Below are 17102 nucleotides of genomic sequence, written 5' to 3' on the forward strand. Positions count from 1 at the left end.
TCATTGCCCGGACAGCACCTGCCACAGCAGGTGCCGATACACCGGCATCAAGGGCTGCTGGCTCAGCAGATAACCGACCGCCAGCGCCGCCAGCCAGCTCAATCCGCAAACCACGCGCAGCCGCAGCGGCGTCAGCCAACGGCTCAGCCGATCGGCGCTGCGCTTATCCTCACGCCACCAGCGCCAGCTCAGCCACACAGCCAGCCAGATCGTGAGCGCCGCGGCGAGCAGCAGCCACTTGAACATCGCGCTGTTGGCGCCGGCGGGAATGTCGATCGCCACGCCCGCCAGGATACCGGGGAAGAAATAGACCGGCGGCCAGGTCAGGCAACCGATGATGTTCGGCAAGGCAAACTTGTACGGCGGCAGATCGAGCATGCCGGCCACCATCGGCACCAGCGGGCGCGTCGGGCCAACGAAGCGGCCGATCAGAATGGTCGCCATGCTGTGCTGGTGCAAGGCGTGCTCGGTTTTGTCGAGCAGCGCTTTGTTCTTCTTCAGGAACGACCAGCGGTGCAAGGGCCCCTTGAAGGCGCGGCCGACGAAATAAGAGATCCAGTCGCCGAGCAGGCAGCCGACGATCCCCGCCGCCCAGGCGTAGTAGAAGTCCACCTTGCCGCTGCCGATCAGCGCGCCGATGCTGGCCATCATCACCGTGCCGGGCAGCAGCAGCCCCACCAGCGCCAGCGACTCGAGAAAAGCGACCAGCAGGACGACCATCAGGGTGAAAGCCAGCGACTGGGTGATCAAATCTTGTAAATAGGCTTCCATTACACCTCTGCGGATTATTCGGCCAAACGGGGCCGAGGATTTTCCAGCGCCGCCGCTGGCGAGTCAATCGATGAATTGTATGCGTATTTGGCAGCGCCGAACGCCGATGGACAATGACTGTATAAAAACACATACTATAATTTATCTATATTAGCGCCAAAACCGACATCTCGCTGAATGTCGCGCACGCCGCCCGGCCGAAGACGAAGGGGTTATGACAGCACTGCAACAGGGTTTCCTGCTCACTCGCCACTGGCGCGACACGCCCGCCGGCACCGAGGTCGAATTTTGGCTGGCGACCGACGCGGGCCCGCGTCAGCTGCGCTTGCCGCCGCAAATCTCGGTGGCGTTTATCCCCGCCGAACAAAAGCCGCGCGCGGAACTGCTGCTGCGCGAAGAACGGCAGGTGGAACTAAAACCGCTGGCACTGACGGATTTTCATCACCGCCCGATGCTGGGGCTGTACTGCCGCCAGCACCGTCAGCTCATCAAGCTGGAAAAACTGCTGCGGGAAGGCGGCGTTACGGTCTACGAGGCCGACATTCGCCCGCCCGAGCGCTATCTGATGGAGCGCTTCATCACCGCGCCGGTGTGGTTCAACGGCCAGGCCAACGGCGGCGGGCCGTTGCTCAATGGCCAGATGAAGCCGGCGCCGGACTACCGCCCGACGCTCAGGCTGGTGTCGCTGGATATCGAAACCACCGCCCACGGCGAGCTTTACTCCATCGCGCTGGAAGGCTGCGGCCAGCGGCAGGTCTACATGCTGGGGCCGGCCAACGGCGGCGATGCGCCGCTGGATTTCGATCTGGAATACTGCGCCAGCCGCCCCCAACTGCTGGAACGACTCAACGCGTGGCTGGAGCGCCACGATCCCGACGCCATCATCGGCTGGAACCTGGTGCAGTTCGATCTGCGGGTGCTGCAAAAGCACGCCGAACGCTACCAAATCCCGCTGCGGCTGGGGCGCGGCGGCAACCTGCTGGAGTGGCGCGAGCACGGCTTCAAACAGAACCACTTTTTCGCCGCCGCCGCCGGCCGCCTGATCATCGACGGCATCGAAGCGCTGAAGTCCGCCACCTGGAATTTTCCCTCCTTCAGCCTGGAATACGTTTCGCAGGAACTGCTGGGTGAAGGCAAGGCGATCGACAACCCTTATCAACGCATGGCGGAGATCGACCGGCGCTTCGCCGAAGACAAGCCGGCGCTGGCCCGCTACAACCTGAAGGACTGCGAGCTGGTGACGCGCATCTTCGCCAAGGCCGATTTGCTCAACTTCCTGCTGGAACGCGCCACCGTCACCGGGCTGGCGGCCGATCGCAGCGGCGGATCGGTGGCGGCCTTCAGCCACCTTTATATGCCGCGCATGCACCGCCTGGGCTTTGTCGCCCCCAACCTCGGCGAACAGCCGGAGGAACACAGCCCCGGCGGCTTCGTGATGGACTCCCGGCCCGGCCTGTACGATTCGGTGCTGGTGCTGGACTATAAAAGCCTGTACCCGTCGATCATCCGCACCTTCCTGATCGATCCGGTCGGACTGGTGGAAGGCATGCGCCACCCAAACGACGCCGATTCCGTGCCCGGCTTTCGCAACGCCCGCTTCTCGCGCAGCAAACACTGCCTGCCGGCGATCGTCGAGCAGATCTGGCAAGGGCGCGAGGCCGCCAAGCGCCAACACAACAAGCCCCTGTCGCAGGCGCTGAAGATCATCATGAACGCGCTGTACGGCGTGCTGGGATCGAGCGGCTGCCGCTTCTTCGATCCGCGGCTGGCGTCGTCGATCACCCTGCGCGGCCACGAGATCATGCGCCAAACCCGCGAGCTGATCGAAGCCGAAGGTTATAAGGTGATTTACGGCGATACCGACTCCACCTTCGTGTGGCTGAAACAGCCGCATGACGAGCAGCAGGCGGCGCAGATCGGCCGGGCGCTGGTGCTGCGGGTCAACGCCTGGTGGCAGCAGCATCTGCAGCAGCAGTTCGGGCTGGAGAACGCGCTGGAGCTGGAGTTCGAAACCCACTATTCCCGCTTCCTGATGCCGACCATTCGCGGCGCCGAACAGGGCAGCAAGAAGCGCTACGCCGGCCTGATTGCGCGCGCCGGCGGCGAGGAAGAGATGGTGTACAAAGGCCTGGAAACGGTGCGCACCGACTGGACGCCGCTGGCGCAGCAGTTCCAGCAGCAGCTCTATCAGCGCATCTTCAAACGGCAACCCTACCAGGACTATGTGCGCGACTACGTCGGCAAAACCCTGAACGGCGACTTCGACGATCAGCTGGTGTACCGCAAACGCCTGCGCAGGAAACTCGACGACTATCAGCGCAACGTGCCGCCGCACGCCCGCGCCGCGCGCATCGCCGACGACTACAACCGCAGCCAGGGGCGGCCGCTGCAGTATCAGAACGGCGGCTGGATCAGCTACGTGATGACCGTCGCCGGGCCGGAACCGCTGGAAACGCGCCATTCGCCCATCGACTATCAGCATTACCTCGAACGCCAGCTGCAACCGGTGGCAGACGCTATACTCCCTTTCTTGCACGACGATTTCACCACGCTGGTCACCGGGCAGATGGGGCTGTTTTGAGATTGCGCCAGGTTAAGAAAAATCATCCGGTTTTGCAGGTGACGAACGCGCCGCCTTCCATTACCATAGCGCCCTTCCCAAAACTGAACCACGCTTAGCCCTGCCGTCTCGCGACGTCTGCATGGCGTGAACGGCTATTGCCCGTCAAATTTAAAACAAACCGGGATAGCAGACGTTCAGTACAGGTGCCGCGGCCCTTCCCGCCCGGTAACAAGACTTACTTACAAAGAATCGAGCCGACAATATATGCCTTTTACTCTTGGTCAACGCTGGATCAGCGACACGGAAAGCGAATTAGGACTGGGCACCGTCGTGGCGCTGGACGCGCGCATGATTACCCTGCTTTTCCCCGCCACCGGTGAAAACCGCCTCTATGCCAGAAACGATTCGCCGATCACCCGCGTGATGTTCAACCCGGGCGATACCGTCAGCAGCCACGAAGGATGGCAGCTGCAGGTGGAAGAGGTGAAAGAGGAAAACGGTCTGTTGACCTATATCGGCACCCGCCAGGACACCCAGGAGAGCGGCGTGGCGATGCGCGAAGTCCTGCTGGACAGCAAGCTGACCTTCAGCAAGCCGCAGGATCGCCTGTTCGCCGGCCAAATTGACCGCATGGACCGTTTCGCGCTGCGTTTTCGCGCGCGCAAGTACCAGAGCGAGCAGTATCGCCTGCCGTTCGCCGGCCTGCGCGGCATGCGCGCCAGCCTGATCCCGCACCAGCTGCACATCGCCCATGAAGTCGGCCAGCGCCATGCGCCGCGCGTGCTGCTGGCGGACGAAGTCGGCCTCGGCAAAACCATCGAAGCCGGCATGATCATCCACCAGCAGCTGCTGGCGGGCCGCGCCGAGCGCGTGCTGATCGTGGTGCCGGAAACGTTGCAGCACCAGTGGCTGGTGGAGATGATGCGCCGCTTCAACCTCTACTTCTCGCTGTTCGACGACAGCCGCTACGCCGAAGCCAAGCTCGACAGCAGCAACCCGTTCGAAACCGAACAGCTGGTGATCTGCTCGCTGGACTTCGTGCGCCGCAACAAGCAGCGCCTGGAAGAGCTGGCGGACGCCCAGTGGGATCTGCTGGTGGTCGACGAAGCGCACCACCTGGCTTGGAGCGAAGAAGCGCCGAGCCGCGAATATCAGGTGATCGAGCAATTGGCCGAGCATATCCCCGGCGTGCTGCTGCTGACCGCCACCCCGGAACAGCTTGGCCAACAGAGCCACTTCGCGCGCCTGCGCCTGCTCGATCCAAACCGTTTCCACGACTACGGCGAGTTCGTCGCCGAGCAGCAGAAATACCGCCCGGTGGCCGACGCCGTCACCCTGCTGCTGAGCGGTGAGCGCCTGGCCGACGACAAATTGAACCTGCTGGGCGAGCTGATCGACGAGCAGGACATCGAACCGCTGCTCAAAGCCGCCAACAGCGAAGGCGACAACGCCGAGCAGGCGCGTCAGGAGCTGGTTTCCATGCTGATGGATCGCCACGGTACCAGCCGCGTGCTGTTCCGCAACACCCGTAACGGCGTGAAGGGCTTCCCGCACCGCAACCTGCACCAGATCAAGCTGCCGTTGCCGACCCAGTACCAGACCGCGATCAAAGTCTCCGGCATCATGGGCGCCAAGAAGTCCGTCGAAGCGCGCGCGCGCGACATGCTGTACCCGGAGCAGATCTACCAGGAATTCGAAGGCGAAAACGCCACCTGGTGGAACTTCGACCCCCGCGTCGAGTGGCTGCTGGACTACCTGCTGGCCAACCGCAACGAAAAAGTGCTGGTGATCTGCGCCAAGGCCGACACCGCGCTGCAGCTGGAGCAGGTGCTGCGCGAGCGTGAAGCGATCCGCGCCGCGGTGTTCCACGAAGGGCTGTCGATCATCGAGCGCGACCGCGCCGCCGCCTACTTCGCCTCCGAAGAGGAAGGCGCGCAGGTGCTGCTGTGTTCCGAGATCGGCTCCGAAGGCCGCAACTTCCAGTTCGCCAGCCAGCTGGTGATGTTCGATCTGCCGTTCAACCCGGACCTGCTGGAGCAGCGTATCGGCCGTCTGGACCGTATCGGCCAGATGCACGATATCCAAATCATGGTGCCTTACCTGGAACACACCGCGCAGGCGGTGCTGGGCCGCTGGTTCCACGAGGGGCTGGATGCCTTCGAACACACCTGCCCGACCGGCCGCACCATCTACGACAGCTGCTACGAGCAGTTGATCGGCTATCTGGCCGCGCCGACCGAACAGGAAGGCTTCGACGAATTCATCCACGCCTGCCGCCAGCAGCACGATCAGTTGAAAGCGCAGCTGGAACAGGGCCGCGACCGCCTGCTGGAGATGCACTCCAACGGCGGCGACAAAGCCCAGGCGCTGGCCGCCGCCATCGCCGAGCAGGATAACGACGTCAATCTGGTGGGCTTCGCGCTCAACCTGTTCGACATCGTCGGCATCAACCAGGAAGACCGCAGCGACAACCTGATCGTGCTGACGCCGTCCGACCATATGCTGGTGCCGGACTTCCCGGGCCTGCCGCAGGACGGCTGCACCGTCACCTTCGATCGCGATCGGGCGCTGTCGCGCGAAGACGCGCAGTTCGTCAGTTGGGAGCACCCGATCATCCGCAACGGCCTGGATCTGATCCTGTCCGGCGATACCGGCAGCTGCGCGGTGTCCCTGTTGAAAAACAAAGCGTTGCCGGTCGGCACCCTGTTGGTTGAGCTGGTGTACGTGGTGGAGGCTCAGGCGCCGAAGCACCTGCAGCTGACCCGCTTCCTGCCGCCGACGCCAATCCGCATGCTGATGGATCGCAAGGGCACCAATCTGGCGGCGCAGGTCGAGTTCGAAAGCTTCAACCGCCAGCTGAACGCGGTCAACCGCCACACCTCCAGCAAGCTGGTCAACGCCGTGCAGCAAGACGTGCACGCCATGCTGCAGCAGGCGGAAAGCCTGGTGGAAGCGCAGGCGCGCACGCTTATCGAACAGGCGAAGCAAGAGGCGGACGACAAGCTGAGCGCCGAGCTGGCGCGTCTGGAAGCGCTGAAGGCGGTCAACCCGAACATCCGCGACGACGAAGTCGAAGCGCTGGAGTTCAACCGCCGTCAGGTGCTGGCCAACCTTAATGAAGCCGGCTGGCGTCTTGACGCCATTCGTCTGGTGGTGGTCACCCACCAGTAACCGGCGCGACGCGGGGCGGCAACCGCCTCCCCGTTCGGCCCTTTTCGCGGAGCCAAGATGGAACCCTACAATCCCCCGCAGGACCCGCTGCACATCCTGTATCAGGATGAACACATCATGGTGGTTAACAAGCCCAGTGGCTTGCTGTCGGTGCCCGGCCGCGCGCCGGAAAACAAAGACAGCCTGATGACCCGCATTCAGGCCGATCATCCGGACGCCGAGTCGGTGCACCGGCTGGACATGGCCACCAGCGGGGTGATCGTGGTGGCGCTCAACAAGGCCGCCGAGCGCGAGCTGAAGCGTCAGTTCCGCGAACGCGAACCGAAGAAATCCTATATCGCCCGCGTTTGGGGGCATATGGCGCATGACGAAGGGTTGGTGGACTTGCCGCTGATCTGCGACTGGCCGAACCGGCCGCTGCAAAAGGTGTGTTTTGACACCGGCAAAGCGGCGCAGACGGAGTATCAGGTGCTGTCGCGCGACGCCGACGGCAGCACGCGCGTAAAGCTGACGCCGATCACCGGCCGCTCGCACCAGCTGCGGGTGCACATGCTGGCGCTGGGGCATCCGATCCTCGGCGACGGTTTCTACGCCCCACCGGAGGCCAAGGCGATGGCGCCGCGGCTGCAGCTGCATGCGCAAGAGCTGCGCATCACCCACCCCGCCTTCCAGACGCCGATGCACTTTCGCGCCGAACCGGATTTCTGAGGCTAATCTCAGGGATACCCTAAATAATTCGAGTTGCAGGAAGACGGCAACTAAGCGCTGCCCCGGGAGCGTACAAAAAGTACGTAACCGGGGTAAGCGCAGGCAGCCAACACACCTGCAGCTCGAAGTATGACGGGTATCGTTATTTGAAGCCTTTCTCGCGTTTGATCAGATCGTACGCCGCCTGAATTTCCTGCGCTTTCTGCTTGGCCATTTCCATCATCTGCGGCGGCAAGCCCTTCGCCACCAGCTTATCCGGATGGTGTTCGCTCATTAATTTGCGGTAGGCGCGTTTGATGGTGGCGGCATCGTCGCTGCTGCGCACGCCGAGCACCTTGCACGCATCGTCGAGCGTCGGGCCGCGCTGAGCCTGCTGATAGCCGCCCTGCGAATACCCGCCCTGCTGACCGCCGCCGAACTGACGCCCGCCCTCCATCATGCTGAGAAACTGATCGAACTGCGCATGCGAAATGCCCAGCTCTTCGGCGATGACATACAGCACCTGGCGTTCATTCGGGTGCAGCGAGCCGTCGGCGAACGCCGCCTGAATCTGAATTTCCAGAAACATCCGAATCAAATCGAAGCGGCCAAAACAGATGCTGCGGAACTGCTGCAGCGTCTCACGCAGCGGGAACTGGCTCTGTTTCCCCTCGCGGAACGCCTGCTGCGCCGCGGTGCGCGCTTCGCCGTGCAGCTGCAGGCGATCCATGAACAGGCTGGCGATCTGGATATCTGCCTCGGTAACGCGTCCTTTGGATTTGGTCAGGTGGCCCATCACCTGAAAAGTGGTGCGGAAAAACAGCGTTTGCCGCGTTTGCTGGTCGGTGAAGAAACCCCGGCTGCGCTTATTGCTGCGCGCCGTATCGATCATATGACCGATAATCAGCCCCAGAACTACACCCCAGAATCCCGCGCCAGACCAAATGGCGACGATGACGCCGAGCAGTTTTCCCCAATACTGCATATACTCCTCAATTATCATGCCGAAAGCCGCCCGCCCCCTTCGCTTCAGGAAAGGGCGCAGGCGATTTTTCCCAGAATTTGGATTATCATACCTGTCATTTATCTTTGCGCCTAACGACGACGCAAGTAAACGGCTGGATTTAGCACTAGCGCAACGCAGATGAGTAATATAGTCTCTGACCGTTTGCCGGACATGACGCCTCTGATGACGGAACACCAAAACCGCGTATGAAAAAAAGTTTCCCAACACTGCTGGCCACGATGATTTGGACGGCACTCTACAGTCAGCACGCGCTGGCTGATCTGGCCGAGCAATGCATGCTTGGCGTTCCCGTTTACGACAAACCTTTGGTCAGCGGCGATCCGAACAGCCTGCCGGTCACCATCAATGCCGATGACTCGCGCGCCGACTATCCGAAAAGCGCCCTGTTCAGCGGTAACGTGCATATCGAGCAGGGCAACAGCACCCTGACCGCCAAAGAAGTCGAGCTGAACCAGACGCAAAACCCTGGCCAGGCGGAGCCGGTGCGCACCGTCACCGCCACCGGCGACGTGCACTACAGCGACAATCAGATCAAACTGAAAGGCCCGAAGGCCTGGTCGAACCTGACCACCAAAGATACCGACGTCTATGAAGGCGACTACCAAATGGTAGGCCGTCAGGGGCGTGGCGACGCCGACAAGATGAAAATGCGCGGCGCCAACCGTTACACCATTCTGGAAAACGGCACCTTTACCTCCTGTCTGCCGGGCGACGACAGCTGGAGCGTGGTCGGCTCCGAAGTGATCCACGATCGCGAAGAGCAGGTGGCGGAAGTGTGGAACGCCCGCTTCCGCATCGGCGGCGTGCCGGTGTTCTACAGCCCGTACCTGCAATTGCCGGTCGGCGACAAGCGCCGTTCCGGCTTCCTGATCCCGAACGCCAAGTACGGCAGCAACAACGGCTTCGAGTTCATGTTGCCGTACTACTGGAACATCGCGCCGAACTACGACGCCACCATCACGCCGCACTATATGTCCAAGCGCGGCCTGCAGTGGCAGACCGAGTTCCGCTATCTGGTGCAGCCGGGCCTCGGCCTGATGGAGTTCGACTGGTTGCCGGACGACAAGGAATACGGCAAAGATCATGACGACAGCAAGCGCTGGCTGTTCTACTGGAACCACAACGGCGTCATGGATCAGGTGTGGCGCTTCAACGTCGACTACACCAAGGTCAGCGATTCCAAATACTTCACCGATCTGGACTCCAAGTACGGTTCCACCACCGACGGCTATGCCACGCAGAAATTCAGCCTCGGCTACGCCAACGAGAACTGGAACGCCACGCTGAGTTCCAAGCAGTTCCAGATTTACGACGATACCGATCGCTCGCAGTCGGAATCGTATAAAGTTCAGCCGCAGTTGGATCTGAACTACTACAAAAACGACCTCGGCCCGTTCGATTTCCATATTTACGGCCAGGCGGCCAAGTTCACCAGCGTCAACCCATACAGCCCGGACGCCACCCGTCTGCATATGGAGCCGACGCTCAACCTGCCGCTGACCAACGGCTGGGCCAGCCTCAACACCGAAGCCAAGGTGATGGCGACCCACTACCAGCAGGATATTCCTGACGGTTTCGCCGCCAACTACCAGAGCCGCAAAGGCACCGCTGCACCGGATCTTGATGATTCGGTCAACCGCGTATTGCCGCAGTTCAAGGTCGACGGCAAGCTGGTGTTCGAACGCCCGATGATCTGGGCCGAAGGCGCCACCCAGACGCTGGAGCCGCGCGTACAGTACCTGTACGTGCCGTACCGCGACCAGAGCAACATCTACACCTACGACACCACGCTGCTGCAGACCGACTACTCCGGCCTGTTCCGCGACCGCACCTACAGCGGCCTGGATCGCATCGCTTCGCAGAACCGCGTCTCCACCGGTTTGACCACCCGCATTTATGATGACGCGCTGGTTGAACGTTTTAACGCTTCCGTGGGTCAAATCTACTACTTCAGCCGTTCGCGCACCGGCGATCAGGTAACCGGGTACGACAACAACGACGATACCGGCAGCGTGGCCTGGGCCGGCGATACCTATTGGAAAATCGACGATCGTTGGGGCCTGCGCGGCGGCCTGCAGTACGACACCCGCCTGAACAGCGTCTCGCTGGGCAACGGCGTGGTGGAATACCGCCAGGACGCCGAGCGCGTGGTGCAGTTGAACTACCGTTACGCCACGCCGGAATACATCCAGACGGCGTTGAACACCAAAACGGTTCCGGCCTTCCAGGACGGCATCTCGCAGGTGGGCATCACCGGCAGCTGGCCGATCGCCGATCGTTGGGCGGTGGTCGGGGCGTATTACTACGACACCCGCGCCAAGCAATCCGCCGATCAGCTGGTGGGGCTGAAGTACAACACCTGCTGCTGGGCGGTGACCCTGGGCTATGAGCGCAAGATCACCGATTGGAACAACAGCAACAATACCAGCGTTTACGACAACAGAGTTTCGTTCAACGTCGAACTGCGCGGCCTGAGCAGCGATCATAGTCTCGGCTCCGCAGAAATGCTGCGCTCCGGCATTCTGCCGTATCAGCGCGCATTCTGACGCTTTGCAACACTTTGAAAACGAGAACTTTCACCCGCATTTGCGGATTACATAATGGGAAATGTATGAAGAACTGGAGAACGCTTATTCTCGGATTGGTGGTTTGCGCCAATGCCGCGTTCGCAGCACCCCAAGAAGTGGATAAAGTCGCCGCCGTCGTGGATAACGGCGTGGTACTCGAAAGCGACGTCAACGGTCTGTTGCAGTCAGTGAAGCTCAACGCCCAGCAGGCCGGCCAGCAATTGCCGGACGACAAGACGCTGCGCCATCAGATCATCGAACGCCTGATCATGGATAACATCCAGCTGCAGATGGCCAAGAAAATGGGCATCACCGTGTCCGACGCCGATCTGGACAAGGCGATCGCCAACATCGCCGCGCAAAACAAGATGAGCGTCGATCAGCTGCGCAGCCGCCTGTCGTACGAAGGGTTGAACTACAACACCTACCGTTCGCAGATCCGCAAAGAGATGCTGATCTCCGAAGTGCGTAACAACGAAGTGCGCCGTCGCGTCACCATCCTGCCGCAGGAAGTGGATGCGCTGGCCAAGCAGGTGGGCGCGCAGAACGGCAGCGACACCGAAATGAACATCAGCCACATCCTGATCCCGCTGCCGGAGAATCCGTCGCAGCAGCAGGTCGACAAAGCCGAAGAGCTGGCCAAACGCCTGGTGGGTGAGATCAACAGCGGCGCCGACTTCGGCAAGCTGGCGATCACCTACTCCGCCGATTCTCAGGCGCTGAAAGGCGGCAACATGGGCTGGGGCAAGCTGCAAGAGATCCCGACCCTGTTCGCGGAACGTCTGGTGAGCGCCAAGAAAGGCGACGTCGTCGGCCCAATCCGTTCCGGCGTCGGCTTCCACATCCTGAAAGTGAACGACATCCGCGGCGCCAGCCAGTCGGTGTCGGTCACCGAAGTGCACGCCCGTCACATCCTGCTGAAACCTTCGGTGGTGCTGACCGACGATCAGGCGCGCGCCAAACTGCAATCCGTGGCGGAAGCGATCAAGAGCGGCCGCGCCAAGTTTGCCGACGAAGCCAAACAGCTGTCGCAGGATCCGGGTTCTGCCATGCAGGGCGGCGATCTGGGCTGGGCTTCCCCGGACATCTACGATCCGGCCTTCCGCGATGCGTTGCTGAAGCTGAGCAAGGGTGAAATCAGCGCGCCGGTCCACTCTTCCTTCGGCTGGCACCTGATTCAGCTGCTGGACACTCGTCAGGTGGATAAGACCGACGCCGCGCAGAAAGATCGCGCTTACCGCATGCTGTTCAACCGTAAATTCGCCGAAGAAGCGCAGACCTGGATGCAGGAACAGCGCGCCCAGGCTTACGTGAAGATCCTCGATGGCAGCGATGCACAGCAATAAACGCGTCGTCATTACCCCCGGCGAACCCGCCGGGGTAGGGCCGGATTTGGTGGCAGCGCTGGCGCAACAGGATTGGCCTGTTGAGCTGGTGGTGTGCGCCGATCCGGCCCTGCTGCTTGAACGCGCCAAGCGTTTGGGCCTGCCGCTGACGCTGCGCGACTACCAGCCGCAGCAACCGGCCGAAGCGCAACGCGCCGGCACGCTGACCGTACTGCCGGTCCCGCTCGCTCACCCGGTCACCGCCGGGGAGCTGAACGTCGGCAACAGTGCCTACGTGGTGGAAACCCTGGCGCGCGCCTGCGACGGCTGCCTCAACGGCGAATTCGCTGCGCTGATCACCGGCCCGGTGAACAAGGGCGTGATCAACGACGCCGGCGTGCCGTTTATCGGCCATACCGAATTCTTTGCCGATCGCAGCCGCTGCGATCGCGTGGTGATGATGCTCGCGACCGAAGAGCTGCGCGTGGCGCTGGCGACCACCCACCTGCCGCTGCTGGCGGTGCCGGGCGCCATCACGCAACAGAGCCTGTTCGAAGTCATCCGCATCCTCGACCACGATCTGAAAACCAAATTTGGCATCGCCCGGCCGCACATTTACGTCTGCGGCCTGAACCCCCACGCCGGGGAAGGCGGCCATATGGGGCACGAAGAGATAGACACCATCATCCCGGCGCTCGACGCGCTGCGCGCTGAGGGCATCCATCTTGTCGGCCCGCTGCCGGCGGACACCCTGTTCCAGCCCAAATATCTGCAAGATGCCGATGCGGTGCTGGCGATGTATCACGATCAGGGGCTGCCGGTGCTAAAATACCAAGGGTTCGGCCGCGCGGTGAATATCACCCTCGGTTTGCCTTTCATACGCACCTCGGTCGACCACGGTACCGCTCTGGAACTGGCCGGCACCGGCACCGCCGATGTCGGCAGTTTCCAAACGGCCCTGAATCTCGCCATTAAAATGATAATTAATTGTAATGAATAACAGAGTCCACCAAGGGCACTTTGCCCGCAAACGCTTTGGACAAAACTTTTTAACCGATCAGTTTGTCATCGATAGCATTGTCTCCGCCATTCACCCGCAGCCGGGCGAAGCGGTGGTCGAGATCGGCCCCGGCCTCGGCGCCTTGACCGAGCCGGTCGGCGCGCGCATGGACCGCATGACGGTGATCGAACTGGACCGCGATCTGGCCACCCGGCTGGAGAACCACCCGCGGCTGAAAGACAAGCTGACCATCCACCAGCAGGACGCCATGACGGTGAATTTCGCCGAACTTGCCGAGGAAGCTGGCCAACCGCTGCGCGTATTTGGTAACCTTCCGTACAATATTTCGACGCCGCTGATGTTCCACCTTTTCAGCTATACTCAGGCAATCCGCGACATGCACTTTATGTTGCAAAAAGAGGTGGTCAACCGTCTGGTGGCCGGCCCGAACAGCAAGGCCTACGGGCGTTTGACCGTGATGGCGCAGTACTACTGCAACGTCATTCCGGTGCTGGAAGTGCCGCCGACCGCGTTCGCGCCGCCGCCGAAGGTCGATTCCGCCGTGGTGCGTCTGGTGCCGCACAGCGTGCTGCCGAATCCGGTGGGCGACGTGCGCATGCTGAGCCGCATCACCACGCAGGCGTTCAACCAGCGGCGGAAAACCATCCGCAACAGCCTGGGCGACCTGTTCACGCCGGAGCAGCTGACGGAGCTGGGCGTCGATCCTTCGCTCAGAGCAGAAAATATTTCTGTGGCGCAGTACTGCAAGCTGGCGAACTGGCTGTCAGCCAATCCGGCGCCGCAGCAATAAGGAGTTGTTGTCATGATTGATTCGCCCCGCGTGTGTATTCAGGTTCAGAGCATCTATGTGGAATCACAGTCGATCCCTGAAGAAGAGCGTTACGTCTTCGCCTATACCATCACCATCCGCAATCTGGGGCGGACCGACGTGCAACTGCTGGGCCGTTACTGGCTGATCACCAACAGCAACGGCCGCCAAACCGAAGTTCAGGGCGAAGGCGTGATCGGCGAACAGCCCGTCATTCCGCCCGGCGGAGAGTTTCAGTACACCAGCGGCGCGATTCTGGAAACGCCGCTGGGCACCATGGAAGGCCATTACGAAATGGTTGACCACCAGGGTCAGCCGTTCCGCACCGCTATTCCCGTGTTTCGCTTAGCCATTCCAACGCTGATCCATTAATTATGTCGACATACCTTATCGGCGACGTTCACGGCTGTTTCGATGAACTGAAGTCGCTGCTGGCTCAGGTTGCGTTCGATCCCGAGCGCGATCAACTGTGGCTGACCGGCGATCTGGTGGCGCGCGGCCCCGCCTCGCTGGACGTGCTGCGCTTCGTGCGCTCGCTCGGCCCGGCGGTGCGCATGGTGCTGGGCAACCACGATCTGCACCTGCTGGCGGTTTACGCCGGCATCAGCCGCAACAAACCCAAAGATCGCATCACCCCGCTGCTGGAGGCGCCGGACGCCGACGAGCTGATCAACTGGCTGCGCCGCCAACCGGTGCTGCAGGTGGACGATGAGCAAAAGCTGGTGATGGCGCACGCCGGCATCACCCCGCAGTGGGATATCGACACCGCGAAAATGTGCGCGCGCGAAGTGGAAGCGGTATTAAGCAGCGACAGCTACCCGCTGTTCCTCGACGCCATGTACGGCGATATGCCGAACAACTGGACGCCGGAGCTGAGCGGCCTGGCGCGCCTGCGTTTCAGCACCAATGCGCTGACGCGCATGCGTTATTGCTTCCCCAACGGCCAGCTCGACATGATCTGCAAAGATGCGCCGGGCACCGCCCCCGCGCCGCTGAAACCGTGGTTCGAGCTGCCGCGCCTGGTGGATCCGGAATACACCATCGTCTTCGGCCACTGGGCCTCGCTGGAAGGCAAGGGCACGCCGGAAGGCGTGATCGGGCTGGACACAGGCTGCTGCTGGGGCGGCGATCTGACGATGCTGCGCTGGGAAGACCGCCGTTACTTCACGCAGCCCGCTAATCGCGGCGAGGCGCCCGACCACGCCGGCAGGCTGGCCGCGTTCTGAAAACATCAAGGCGGCCCCAGGCCGCCTTTGCTCTCTTTAGCGCCTTACGCCCCAATCACCCCGCCATCTTCACGCGTGATCATCAACACCGATGAACGCGGGCGCGGGCTGTTGTTTGGGAAGTGCGAATCGCCCTCTTCTCCCGGATGCTGCACGTTGACGAACATCGTCTTGTAGTCCGGGGTGAAGGTGATGCCGGTCAGTTCGCAGGACTTCGGCCCCACCATGAAACGGCGAATTTCGCCGCTGATCGGATCGCCCACCAGCATCTGGTTGTTGCCCTGCCCGGCGTAATCGCCCTTGTTGCTGTACTTGCCGTCGGTGAGGATCCACAGGCGGCCGGCGCGATCGAAGCCCAGCCCATCCGGGCTGTTGAAGGTATTTTCCGCCGTGATGTTCGGCGTGCCGCGATTGACGCCTTCCGGATGGGCGATCGGGTTGCCGCACAGCGCATAGATGTCCCAGGCGAAGGTGCCGGCGGTGGCGTCGCCGCCCTCGTCCCAGCGAATGATCTGGCCATAGATATTGTTCGGCCGCGGGTTGGCGGCGTTCAGCGGCATCCCTTCCTCGCCGCGCTTGCTGTTGTTGGTCAACGTGCAGTACGCGCGGCCGTCATGCGGGTTCACCGCGATCCACTCCGGACGATCCATTTTGGTGGCGCCGACCTGCTGCGCCGCCTTGCGGGCGAAGATCAGCACTTCGGCCTCATCGCGGAAGCCGTTCTCCGGCGTCAGGCCGTTCTTGCCGAACTCGAGCGCAATCCAGCGCCCTTTGCCCTTCAGCGGCGTGCCGGTCTCATCGCCGTCGAACTGCGCCACGTACAGCGTCCCTTCGTCCAGCAGCGTGCGGTTGTTGGCCGGATTGGCGGCGTCGACCACGCCTTTGGAAACGTACTTATAGATATGTTCACCGCGCTCGTCGTCCCCCATGTACACCACCAAACGGCCATCTTTGGCCACGGTCACCGCCGCGTTCTCGTGCTTGAAGCGGCCCAGCGCGGTGTGCTTGATGGGCGTCGAGGTCGGATTCAGCGGGTCAATCTCGACGATCCAGCCGTGGCGGTTGAATTCATTGGGGTTCTTCGCCACGTCGAAGCGCTCGTCATAGTCCGGCCAGTTGCGCTCCGGTTCGCTGGCCTTCAGCGTGTAGCGCTTCTGTTCCGGCGTGGTTTTGTAATCAGCCTGATGAGTGCCAAAGTAGGTATCGAAGTTTTCTTCGCAGGTCAGGTAGGTGCCCCACGGCGTCTTGCCGTTGGCGCAGTTGCCGAAAGTGCCCAGCACCTTGCGCCCGCTCGGATCGGCGGCGGTCTGCAGCAGCGGGTGCCCGGCGGCCGGGCCGCTGAACTGCATTTCGGTATTGGCGGTGATGCGGCGGTTATAGCGCGACGGGCGCTCCACCTCCCAGCGCTGGCCGTCGCCGACGCGCTTTACCGCCACGATGGAGACGCCGTGCGCCGCCTGCGATTTACGCACCTCTTCCAGGCTGGTGGCCTTGGCGCCGCCGTGAGCGAACAGGTACTGCTCGTTAACGTATTCGTTATTGATGGCCATCACGCCGTGATTGTCATCGATCGGGAAGAAGCTCATGCCGTCGTTATTGTCGCCGAACTGTTTTTCCTGATCGGCGGCGCTGTTGTTGCCCTGCGGATCGAAGGCCGACGCGCCGTCTACCAGCGGCTCACCCCAGGAGATCAGCACCTCGGCGCGGTAGCCCGGCGCGATGGTCACCTCATCGGCGGTAGACGCGGCGATGCCCTGAAAGCCCAACAGCTTGTTCGGCGGCAGATCCTCGGCCAACGCCTCACTGGAGACCGACCAGATGCCGCCGCCGAGAAAACCGGCCAGGCCGACGGCGCCGGCGCTGCCGAGCAGCAGTTTGCGGCGAGTGGGATCGATCAGGCGGTCGGCGTCTAATTGCTCAATTTGCTTGGTCATAG

At 62.0% G+C, this 17102-nt stretch carries 12 protein-coding genes; 9 read left to right on the forward strand and 3 right to left on the reverse strand.

From position 1 onward, the window contains the following. On the reverse strand, positions 1 to 771 hold the full coding sequence (locus tag REA38_RS24145) for a DedA family protein (protein WP_033637083.1): 771 nt from the start codon (positions 769 to 771) through the stop codon (positions 1 to 3). A 214-nt stretch (positions 772 to 985) separates the two neighbouring features. Between REA38_RS24145 and REA38_RS24150 the strand changes: the two genes are divergently transcribed. From REA38_RS24150 to rluA, 3 genes are all read left to right on the forward strand, one after another. Next, on the forward strand, positions 986 to 3352 hold the full coding sequence (locus REA38_RS24150) for a DNA polymerase II (protein WP_308886773.1): 2367 nt from the start codon (positions 986 to 988) through the stop codon (positions 3350 to 3352). A 246-nt stretch (positions 3353 to 3598) separates the two neighbouring features. Beyond that, a complete protein-coding gene (rapA, locus tag REA38_RS24155) occupies positions 3599 to 6505 on the forward strand; it encodes an RNA polymerase-associated protein RapA (RefSeq protein WP_070915012.1) in 2907 nt (968 codons plus the stop codon). Between the two features lie 57 nt (positions 6506 to 6562). After that, positions 6563 to 7213, forward strand: a complete 651-nt coding sequence (gene rluA, locus REA38_RS24160; RefSeq protein WP_308886775.1) for a bifunctional tRNA pseudouridine(32) synthase/23S rRNA pseudouridine(746) synthase RluA — start codon at positions 6563 to 6565, stop codon at positions 7211 to 7213. 142 nt (positions 7214 to 7355) lie between these two features. Here the strand turns inward: rluA and djlA are convergent, their stop codons facing one another. Further along, complete coding sequence (djlA, locus tag REA38_RS24165; protein WP_033637079.1) at positions 7356 to 8177, reverse strand: co-chaperone DjlA; 822 nt, start codon at positions 8175 to 8177, stop codon at positions 7356 to 7358. Positions 8178 to 8404: 227 nt separating this feature from the next. Here djlA and lptD point away from each other — a divergent pair, with 227 nt between their 5' ends. The 6 genes from lptD to apaH all read left to right on the forward strand — a co-directional run bounded on the left by lptD (position 8405) and on the right by apaH (position 15166). Further along, on the forward strand, positions 8405 to 10765 hold the full coding sequence (gene lptD, locus REA38_RS24170; RefSeq protein WP_308886776.1) for an LPS assembly protein LptD: 2361 nt from the start codon (positions 8405 to 8407) through the stop codon (positions 10763 to 10765). A gap of 65 nt (positions 10766 to 10830) precedes the next feature. Further along, positions 10831 to 12132 carry a peptidylprolyl isomerase SurA gene (surA, locus tag REA38_RS24175; protein WP_033637077.1) on the forward strand — a complete coding sequence of 434 codons (1302 nt, stop codon included), beginning with the start codon at positions 10831 to 10833 and terminating at the stop codon, positions 12130 to 12132. Further along, positions 12119 to 13111, forward strand: coding sequence for a 4-hydroxythreonine-4-phosphate dehydrogenase PdxA (gene pdxA, locus REA38_RS24180; protein ID WP_033649277.1), 993 nt, complete (start codon positions 12119 to 12121; stop codon positions 13109 to 13111). The genes surA and pdxA overlap by 14 nt, the downstream gene beginning before the upstream one ends. After that, complete coding sequence (rsmA, locus tag REA38_RS24185; protein ID WP_033637076.1) at positions 13104 to 13922, forward strand: 16S rRNA (adenine(1518)-N(6)/adenine(1519)-N(6))-dimethyltransferase RsmA; 819 nt, start codon at positions 13104 to 13106, stop codon at positions 13920 to 13922. Before pdxA ends, rsmA begins: the two co-directional genes overlap by 8 nt. Positions 13923 to 13934: 12 nt before the next feature. After that, entirely contained in the window at positions 13935 to 14312 is a 378-nt protein-coding gene (gene apaG / locus REA38_RS24190) for a Co2+/Mg2+ efflux protein ApaG (RefSeq protein WP_016929119.1), read from the forward strand. Positions 14313 to 14314: 2 nt separating this feature from the next. Further along, a complete protein-coding gene (gene apaH / locus REA38_RS24195) occupies positions 14315 to 15166 on the forward strand; it encodes a bis(5'-nucleosyl)-tetraphosphatase (symmetrical) ApaH (protein WP_033637075.1) in 852 nt (283 codons plus the stop codon). 44 nt (positions 15167 to 15210) lie between these two features. Here the strand turns inward: apaH and REA38_RS24200 are convergent, their stop codons facing one another. Further along, positions 15211 to 17100, reverse strand: coding sequence for a PhoX family phosphatase (locus tag REA38_RS24200; protein WP_308886779.1), 1890 nt, complete (start codon positions 17098 to 17100; stop codon positions 15211 to 15213). Positions 17101 to 17102 lie beyond the last annotated feature (2 nt).

Source organism: Serratia sp. MF1(2023), from assembly GCF_030954545.1.
Taxonomy (GTDB): Bacteria; Pseudomonadota; Gammaproteobacteria; order Enterobacterales; family Enterobacteriaceae; genus Serratia; species Serratia sarumanii.